Genomic DNA, 7763 nt, shown 5'->3' with positions numbered 1-7763 from the left:
CGTCCTGTGCCTGCGGCGCCTCAGTCGTGGGCGCCGGGTCGCCGGCCTCGGCGGGGTCGGGCGCCGGGACTTGTTGTTCGGCGTCGGGAGCCGGTGCGGTCTCGCCGTCATTGTCGGTGGTGTCCGGAACGGTGACGGCGGGCTCGTTCACCGGATCGACAGAGGAGTCGCGGTTCGCGGCGAAGGTAAGTCCGCCCACGAGGGCAAGCACCGCGACGGAAGCTGCGACGAACATCCAGCTGCGGTGCGGATGACGTGGTTTGTCGCCGTCGGCGCTGAGCCGAATGGCATCCACAGTCGATTCTGTGGTGGGGTGATCGAAGGATGAGCCGGTCGGTCCGGTCCGGTCCGCTGTCAGCTCGCTGAGCAGTTCGTCGAGGAGTCGGTCGCTGAACTCCGCGGCTGGCTCCTCTGCTTGATTCGCCACCCGGCTCAGCCGGTCGAGAGGGTCGGGCTCAGTCACGGTCGACCTCCGAATAGGCAGTACGGAAAGATCGTCGAGCCCGACTGAGCAGCGACTCGGTTGCCTTGTGGGATCTTCCGATGATTTCTGAGACCTCCACGATCGAGTAGCCCTCGACGTGTTGCAGGACGAGTGCGGTGCGCTGTTCCGACGTCAGCGCGGAAAGTGCCTGGATCACGGCTTCGCGTTCACCGGTCTCCGGTACGTCGAAGACGAGACCACGTCCGGCGAGTGGGATGACATTCTTCGACGCCACGTTCTTGCGTCGCCAGTGGTCGATGATTCGACGCTTCGCAACGGTGCACAACCACGATGTCGTGACAACCTCTGGGCGTCCAGCCCGGTATTCGGCAACGGCCGCGGCGAATGCTTCAGAGGTGAGATCCTCTGCGAGTGAACGGTTGCCGCCAACCCGCAACGAGACGAAGCCGTAGACGACCGGCAACGCCGAGGCATACATCCCACTGAAGCGATCCACCGACGGCGTCAGCATCGGCGCCTGATTCTCGAACCCCACATCAACAGCATTCGTTTCACCGAGCCAAATCCTTCGCGTTCGCCGACGAAACTTCGTCCGACCCTTCGGTCGCATCGGGTCACAGCACTACGGGTCGTGCCAGGACTCTGCTGTCGCATGGTCGGTCCCGCAACGCGCTCAACGGTCGCAACCCCAGCCAATATCGCTCACGATTGGCGGCCCCAGCAACCCATCCGAGATCAGGCACGTCCGATCGGTTGGCCCCGCTCAAAGATTGACAATCCCCTCGGACCGACGAGTAGGCGTGCGTCAGAGCGCCACGTGGAGCCGAAGTGCTTCGTCGAGTTCGGCCCGCAAAGGGCCATCGAGGGTGCCCACCAGCGCTCCGATGCGCTCGACATCGACCGATCGAACTTGTTCCGCCTGAGCTTTCGAGTCGCGCGGCAGCCCGGTTGAATCGGCGCCGAGCATGACTTGGAACGGATAGATGTGGGCGGTGTTTGAGGTGACTGGTACCACGGTGATGACACCTCGACCGAGGCGCTCGGCGGTGGCGTTCGCCCCGTCGTTGCTGACGACGACCGCTGGGCGGTACTTGTTTGCTTCCGCTCCGCGTGAAGGGTCGAGGTCGACCATGCGGATCTCACCGCGCCTCATCAGGCGACGCCGTCGCTGACGACAGTTGCCCAATCGGCTGAATCGTCGTCAGTGGCCCACTCTGCCCACGCCTGCTCGTAGGCAGCACCAAGACCGGATGACCGAAGAAGCCGGACCGCTTTGTGGACAGCGGCCGATCGTGATGCCATTCCGTTGCTCGCCGCGTAGTCGTCGAGGAACTTGATGTCCTCATCGGGCAAAGAAACACTCACCTTCATACCAGCATGCTACCAGCGGTAGCATCTTCACGCGGCCGCAGCGCATATCACCACCACGACGGCTCCCACCCGCACCGCTCGTACCGGCACCTTCGATCGCTACTCCTGATCGGCACCTTCTCGCCGATGCTGAAATCGACCAGACTGGTGGCGTGGTCGAACTCCCTTCCACAGTGTCCTTGACCGGTCCACGGGTGATCCTGCGACCGTTTCGGATCGACGATGCATCCGATGTCGCGCTGTCCTGTCAAGACCCTGACATCCCCCGCTTCACCTTCATGCCCGAGGCCATGACCGAAGCTCAGGCCCGGGAGTGGATCGAACGGCGACTGGAACTCTGGGCGCGGGGCCTGTTCAGTTTTGCGATCACGATGCCCCCGGACCTCCGATTCGCCGGGCAGATCGGCGTTCACCTCGAAGAGCCGTTTCGGCGAGCGGAAACCTTCTATTGGCTCGACCATCGAGTACGTGGCCAGGGGATTGCCGCCGAGGCGCTCGACGTGGTGACCAGGTGGGTCTTCGATGAGCACCAGGTCGTCAGGGCCCACCTCATCACGCACCTCGATAACCATGCGTCGCAACGTGTCGCCCGACAGTGCGGTTACCAGCGAGAAGGCGTGCTTCGAGCGTGGGAGCCGATTCAGAACGACCAGCCCGACGTCGTGATGTGGAGTCGTCTCGCCTCCGATCCGGCACCCGCCTTCTCGCGTTCGTGACCGCACGTCGACACTCGTCGACCCGCTCGGAAATATTCAACGTCATCCCAGTGCTCAACCGATCCTGATCGCCACCCACGTCGACGGTCAGCGTGATCGGCAATTCCAAGCCGGGACCGGTCACGGTGAGTCGGCACGTAGACGATCGGCGGGCGCGCCTGGATTTCGATCAGCGATCAGGCCGCCTGGGCCTGTTCGCTTCCTGATCCCGAAACCTTTCGCGGCAAGGGTCTTGCTTGGTGGCGCGTGTTGTCAGTAGTTCTCGCGGAAGTGTCCGATCAGGGTGATGTTGTTGCCGTCGGGGTCGACCACCGATGAGATGCGGACCCCGTTGTTGACGTCGGTGGGATCGCTCGGCTCGTAGCTCCGGTCGCGGAGCGAGGTGACGAAGGTGTCGAGGTCGTCGACGGCGAGGTTGAACAGGCTGTGGCCGGAGTGTTCGGTGTCTCGGTGCATCTGGAGCCACCCGTTGTCGGTGATTCGCCATTCGGCCAGCTGGCCGGGCATCGGCACGTTCGTGGCGGGCCGGTCGAAGAAGCCGTGGTACCAGTGGTGGCTCCGGTCGAAATCGCTCACAGAGATCACAGCGAGGGCGTGTTGGATGGTCACAGGGTTCTCCCTTTTCGGTCGGTTCAGATGTCGAATTCGGTGCCGAGCGCGTCGAGTTGTGCGGTCGTGCCGGCCCGGCGCCAGTCGGGTTGTTCGTGGCCGTCGAGGAATGCGTTCTGCTGGGTGAGCACCATCCGTGTTCCGCCGTCGACCGATGACATTTCGACGGTGGTGAGCGAGACCGTCACGATCTGGTCGTCGGCCAAGAGGTTCGAGCTGAACACGATGCGTTCGTCGTCGACGATGTCGTGGTAGATCGATTCGAACGCCAGGGTGGGTCCATCGGCGGGACCGCCGCCCCGGTTGCGTTCGTGTCCGCCGACTCGGAAATCGAGCACCTGTTCGTCGGCGTCCGGTGAGAACCAGCGGGCCTTCGCCTGCGGGTCGGACCATGCGGCGAACACACGGTGAGGCGCCGCTGAATAGAAGCGCTCGATGGTGAACGTGTCGTGGGTCACGCTTCGAGTACTCAACGGTTCTCCTCCTCGGCCGTGTCGGCGGTCTGGTCGAGGAAGTCGCCGAGTCGATCGAGATGGCGTTCCCAGTCAGCTCGCAGCACTCCGAGCCAATTCTCCGTTTCGCGGACGGTGTCGGCTTGAAGCCGACAAGTGCGGACTCGGCCCACCTTGTCGGAACGCACCAGATCGCAACGCTCGAGCACCTTGAAGTGCTGCTCGACTGCCGACAGGGTCATGTCGAGCGGAGCGGCCAGATCGGACAGCGACGCCGAGCCTGCCGTGAGGCGGGCAAGCATCGCTCGGCGACTCGGGTTGGCGAGCGCTCTGAACACGCCATCGAGGACCGGATCGGATAACTCAAGCATGCGCTACACCATCACAGACTCACAGCCGATGGTCAAGCATTTACTTGAACGACGCTTCTTGTCGACGGCGCTGAGAACATCGATCGGACCGATCACTCTCGACCGCTCTGGATCGGCACGTCGGCGATCGCTCAGGTGCGCGAGATCAGCTGCCGGCGATGACGGCGCCGTATCCTCGTTGGGCAGCTTGGGCGAAGGTGCCGAGGAGTTCACCGATCCGTTGCCATGGGACGTTCTTCGCTCGGGCGGCGGTGATGGCGCACCGAGCTGCCGGACCGGGAGAGAAACCGTTATCGATGTTGCGAGCGGCCACGATGCTCGCGCCCAGCATGCGTTCGACTTCGGCTCGGACGTGGAAGGGCACTTCGACCCATTCGCATCGAACACCGCTTCGTTCCACGGCCCCATCCCAGCACAGCCCCGGATCGACCAGCGAGTACGTCCGCGATTCGATCCGACGCGATCGCGAACGGGGCGAACTCCGCGACCTCGTCCCCGACCCCGCCGGTTATACATGAGCGGTGATGCTGCCCAACTCGATGTCCGGCGTGGTGCTCAACGGGCATGGAGGCCCTGAGTGCCTGCAGTGGCGCGATGATCTCCCGCTCCCCGACGTGCGCGATGGCGACATCCTGGTTCGCGTTCAGGCAGTCGGCGTGAACAACACCGACATCAACACGCGCACGGCGTGGTACTCCAAGGGCGACGCCGGTGAGGCGGATGCCGGCTGGTCAGGTGGAGCGCTGTCGTTCCCGCGTATTCAAGGAGCTGATGTCTGCGGGCACGTCGTGGCGGTCGGCGCTGGGGTCGACCCGACTCGCGTTGGCCAGCGAGTCCTGATCGAGCCGTGCCTTCGGGAGGCGAATGGTTGCACACTCGAGACACCGTGGTATCTCGGATCTGAGTGCGATGGCGGATTCGCCGAATACACCACCGTCGCGTCGCGCCATGGCTACCGAATCGACAGCACACTGAGCGACATCGAACTGGCGTCGTTTCCATGCTCCTACTCGACCGCGGAGAACATGCTCACGCGAGCGAACGTGCAAGCGACCGACTCGGTCATGATCACGGGCGCATCCGGTGGAGTCGGGTCCGCAGCGGTACAGCTCGCGAAGATTCGGGGGGCGCACGTCATCGCTGTCACCAGCCCTGCGAAGTCACGGGAATTGAGGGACCTCGGTGCCGACGTCACGGTCGATCGTGACGCCGACTACATCCGCGAGGTGGGCGTGAACAGCATCGATGTCGTCATCGATCTCGTGGCTGGGCCGAAGTGGCCATCGCTGCTCGAACTGTTGAGCTCCGGTGGGCGTTACGCCGTTGCGGGTGCGATCGGAGGCCCGCTGGTCGAGCTCGATGTTCGGACGCTGTACCTGAAGGACCTGAGCTTCTTTGGTTGCACCGTCCTCGAACCGGAGGTGTTCGGTCGCCTCGTGAAGTACATCGAGGACGAACAGCTTCAACCGCTCGTCGCTCACACCTATCCGCTGAGCGAGATCGCCGCGGCACAGTCGATGTTCCAGTCCAAGACCCACATCGGCAAGATCGTGATGTCGGTCGCCGCCCCCGACCGGGGGTGAGCGGTCCGTTCTCAGGCGATGGTGGCGACGAGCTCGACCATCGGGCCGCCCACGTCATTGCGGATGACACTCGTCGGAATTCGGCTCACCGCATCTCAGCAGCGAGGATCGACATCGGCCCGCGAACGCGCGACCGGCAGTACCGGTCCATCCGATGGGTCAGCCGGACCAATCGATCCGTACCCCGCGCCGGGGGCCTCGGGCGAATCCATCTCGACGAGCCGAAGATGTGTTCAAGCTCGGGGACACGTCGGACACGTGCACGCTGTCCGGTACCTTCGCCGGCATCGGACCGGCTGCTGCCGCGGGTTTCATCGCTGCCCACCTGGTGGGTGCAGCTGCAGCGTGGGTTCGGCTGGCTGTTCGCCGACGTGGGAACTCGCCCCTGAGAAGGGCGAACACCTCCGATCCGGTGAGGCCGGTGGCGAACGGCAGCTTCAGATTGTCAGACGACGCGGATGTCGCGATGGCGAGTGCTCGGAGCAATGTCGTCGCCACGGCGGCGAGACACAGGAAGGTGAGCATCATGGCAGGGTCGTCGATCACGTGCGCCGGCTCGATCGTTCGGATGAACGGAGCTTGTGTTGCTGCCAGGACCAACAGGGCCGTCACCGTCGTCACCGGGCGGATCGAACGACGAGTCCGCGTGCGTCCGATCACGCCGACGGAGATGCCGTACAGCAGCGCCACCTCCATGAAGAGGTAGAAGGCCGAGGGATTGACGCGACCCATCATGATGAACACCACGTTCAGCACGATCCCGAACCAGAGGGCCACGCGGAGCGGACGGCCGAACACGAGCGACAGAGCGATCAGGAGTTGGACGACCACGACGATCACGGCGACCTCGGTCGGGAACGGTCGGATGACGTTCTCGGCAATCGGTTCGAAGTAGGGCAGCTGGGAACCTTGCTGGGCGTCGAGAAATTCACGCAGCTTGGTTCCGCGCCACCACTCGGGGTCGATCAGCTTCTCGGCGGCGGCACGGAACCATCCGGCAGCGAGAAAGACGCGAAGCGGCAGGAGAACGAGTCCCGCATGATCAGCGTCGATCTGCGGAGGCGGCGTCGCGCGGTCTGGTCGGGACGGATCCGCTTCGCTCGTGTCGAGCGGTCGCGCGCTCGGTCGATCGGCCAGTGTTTCGTGGGTGAGCATTCTCTCTCCAGATCTGCAGCACGTGCCGGTGCTCGAGCAGCGACACGGGGCGACACTCGAATTCGAGTCGCCGTGTCGACGGTCGCCCCACCCCGCGCCGTCAAGTTGAGGAAAGGTTACAATTATTACGAAATGATGTCAAGGACGTTTCGACAACGAGTGTATTTCACGATCGTCGGCACCGCTCGTTCTGTTCGGAATTCGAGAAGTGCGCACCCCACGGATCGCGTACCGTCGTGAACGAGCCGATGAATGAGAATCACGGACGGTGCGATTGTGCCGTTCGGGACCCGGCTGGGACCCTGATCCGAATCCAACAGCGTTGCTGAGAGGAGCACCGACATGACAACAGGCGACGACATCACCGGTGAGGTCAAGCTGCTTTCGGGTGGGAACCCGCAGATCCCCAAGGGCGACGGCGACGCTCCGGTGCAGGCGTACCTCGCCGCGATGCCGGACTGGAAAGGCGAGATCGGACGTCACCTCGATGCCCTCGTGGACGAGATCGTCCCCGACGTTCGCAAGGCTGTCCGGTGGAACTCACCGTTCTACGGCGTCGACGGCAACGGGTGGTTCCTCAGCCTCCACTGCTTCACGAAGTACGTGAAGGTCACGTGGCTCAACGGCTCACAACTCGATCCACTGCCGCCGGGCACGTCGAAGAGCGAGCGGGTTCGGTACTCGAACATCGCGGCCGTCGACGACATCGACGACGACCAGTTCCGAGACTGGATCCGGCAAGCCGCCGCGGCGCCTGGCGACGAGTTGTTCTGATGGCCGCACCATCTGCAAGGAAACGACGATGACGACCATGACGTGTCGGCGACGATGCGGCCCCGACCTCCTGGGCGACCGACGATGACGGCGACAGATTCCGATGTCCACCTGGCACTTCGCATCGAGCGGTCGCGTCTCTGCGACATGCTCGAAGAACTCGATGCCGCGGCCTGGTCGACGCAGTCGCTGTGCGACGACTGGAACGTGCACGAGGTGGTCGCTCATCTCTCGTTGAGCACCAGGACGTCCGTGCTCGACTTCTTCACGGGGATGGTCCGCTGCCG

The 7763-nt window shown here is 63.8% G+C and carries 11 protein-coding genes and 1 pseudogene; 4 read left to right on the top strand and 8 right to left on the bottom strand.

The window, feature by feature from the left end:
* From WBV89_RS13085 to WBV89_RS13070, 4 genes and pseudogenes are all read right to left on the bottom strand, one after another.
* Positions 1 to 295: pseudogene (locus WBV89_RS13085) on the bottom strand (hypothetical protein); the annotation flags it as partial.
* Between the two features lie 160 nt (positions 296 to 455).
* Positions 456 to 956: an RNA polymerase sigma factor gene (locus WBV89_RS13080; protein WP_423981791.1), complete on the bottom strand. Its 501-nt coding sequence runs from the start codon at positions 954 to 956 to the stop codon at positions 456 to 458.
* Positions 957 to 1250: 294 nt separating this feature from the next.
* Positions 1251 to 1601, bottom strand: a complete 351-nt coding sequence (locus tag WBV89_RS13075; RefSeq protein ID WP_423981793.1) for a type II toxin-antitoxin system PemK/MazF family toxin — start codon at positions 1599 to 1601, stop codon at positions 1251 to 1253.
* Positions 1598 to 1816: a ribbon-helix-helix domain-containing protein gene (locus tag WBV89_RS13070; protein WP_423981790.1), complete on the bottom strand. Its 219-nt coding sequence runs from the start codon at positions 1814 to 1816 to the stop codon at positions 1598 to 1600. Before WBV89_RS13070 ends, WBV89_RS13075 begins: the two co-directional genes overlap by 4 nt.
* Before the next feature lie 152 nt (positions 1817 to 1968).
* On the opposite strand from WBV89_RS13070, the gene WBV89_RS13065 reads away from it, so the two are divergent.
* On the top strand, positions 1969 to 2532 hold the full coding sequence (locus WBV89_RS13065; protein ID WP_423981789.1) for a GNAT family N-acetyltransferase: 564 nt from the start codon (positions 1969 to 1971) through the stop codon (positions 2530 to 2532).
* A 252-nt stretch (positions 2533 to 2784) separates the two neighbouring features.
* Here WBV89_RS13065 and WBV89_RS13060 read toward each other — a convergent pair whose 3' ends face one another.
* The 3 genes from WBV89_RS13060 to WBV89_RS13050 are packed head-to-tail and all read right to left on the bottom strand — an operon-like array spanning position 2785 to position 3964.
* Positions 2785 to 3141: a VOC family protein gene (locus WBV89_RS13060; RefSeq protein ID WP_423981788.1), complete on the bottom strand. Its 357-nt coding sequence runs from the start codon at positions 3139 to 3141 to the stop codon at positions 2785 to 2787.
* A gap of 23 nt (positions 3142 to 3164) precedes the next feature.
* Positions 3165 to 3614: an SRPBCC family protein gene (locus tag WBV89_RS13055; RefSeq protein WP_423981787.1), complete on the bottom strand. Its 450-nt coding sequence runs from the start codon at positions 3612 to 3614 to the stop codon at positions 3165 to 3167.
* Positions 3611 to 3964, bottom strand: a complete 354-nt coding sequence (locus WBV89_RS13050) for an ArsR/SmtB family transcription factor (RefSeq protein WP_423981786.1) — start codon at positions 3962 to 3964, stop codon at positions 3611 to 3613. The genes WBV89_RS13055 and WBV89_RS13050 overlap by 4 nt, the downstream gene beginning before the upstream one ends.
* Before the next feature lie 524 nt (positions 3965 to 4488).
* Between WBV89_RS13050 and WBV89_RS13045 the strand changes: the two genes are divergently transcribed.
* Positions 4489 to 5547 (top strand): alcohol dehydrogenase family protein, encoded by a 1059-nt coding sequence (locus WBV89_RS13045; protein ID WP_423981792.1) that lies wholly within the window; start codon positions 4489 to 4491, stop codon positions 5545 to 5547.
* Between the two features lie 159 nt (positions 5548 to 5706).
* Here WBV89_RS13045 and WBV89_RS13040 read toward each other — a convergent pair whose 3' ends face one another.
* Positions 5707 to 6702 (bottom strand): hypothetical protein, encoded by a 996-nt coding sequence (locus tag WBV89_RS13040; RefSeq protein ID WP_423981785.1) that lies wholly within the window; start codon positions 6700 to 6702, stop codon positions 5707 to 5709.
* Positions 6703 to 7044: 342 nt separating this feature from the next.
* On the opposite strand from WBV89_RS13040, the gene WBV89_RS13035 reads away from it, so the two are divergent.
* Positions 7045 to 7476, top strand: a complete 432-nt coding sequence (locus tag WBV89_RS13035) for a DUF1801 domain-containing protein (protein ID WP_423981784.1) — start codon at positions 7045 to 7047, stop codon at positions 7474 to 7476.
* 84 nt (positions 7477 to 7560) lie between these two features.
* Positions 7561 to 7763 (top strand): maleylpyruvate isomerase N-terminal domain-containing protein (locus WBV89_RS13030; protein WP_423981783.1); only part of this gene is annotated, 203 nt, incomplete at its 3' end.

Origin of the sequence: Ilumatobacter sp., from assembly GCF_049588435.1 — a bacterium.
Classification (GTDB): Bacteria; Actinomycetota; Acidimicrobiia; order Acidimicrobiales; family Ilumatobacteraceae; genus Ilumatobacter_A.
The sequence above is the reverse complement of the archived record's forward strand: the minus strand, read 5'-3'. Positions and strand labels throughout refer to the sequence as shown.

Bases quoted from the DNA above. Each gene is read 5' to 3' on its own strand.
- WBV89_RS13045 (WP_423981792.1), top strand. From the start codon at position 4,489: ATGCTGCCCAACTCGATGTCCGGCGTGGTGCTCAACGGGCATGGAGGC.
- WBV89_RS13035 (WP_423981784.1), top strand. From the start codon at position 7,045: ATGACAACAGGCGACGACATCACCGGTGAGGTCAAGCTGCTTTCGGGT.
- WBV89_RS13070 (WP_423981790.1), bottom strand. From the start codon at position 1,816: ATGAAGGTGAGTGTTTCTTTGCCCGATGAGGACATCAAGTTCCTCGAC.
- WBV89_RS13050 (WP_423981786.1), bottom strand. From the start codon at position 3,964: ATGCTTGAGTTATCCGATCCGGTCCTCGATGGCGTGTTCAGAGCGCTC.
- WBV89_RS13040 (WP_423981785.1), bottom strand. From the start codon at position 6,702: ATGCTCACCCACGAAACACTGGCCGATCGACCGAGCGCGCGACCGCTC.
- WBV89_RS13080 (WP_423981791.1), bottom strand. From the start codon at position 956: ATGCTGACGCCGTCGGTGGATCGCTTCAGTGGGATGTATGCCTCGGCG.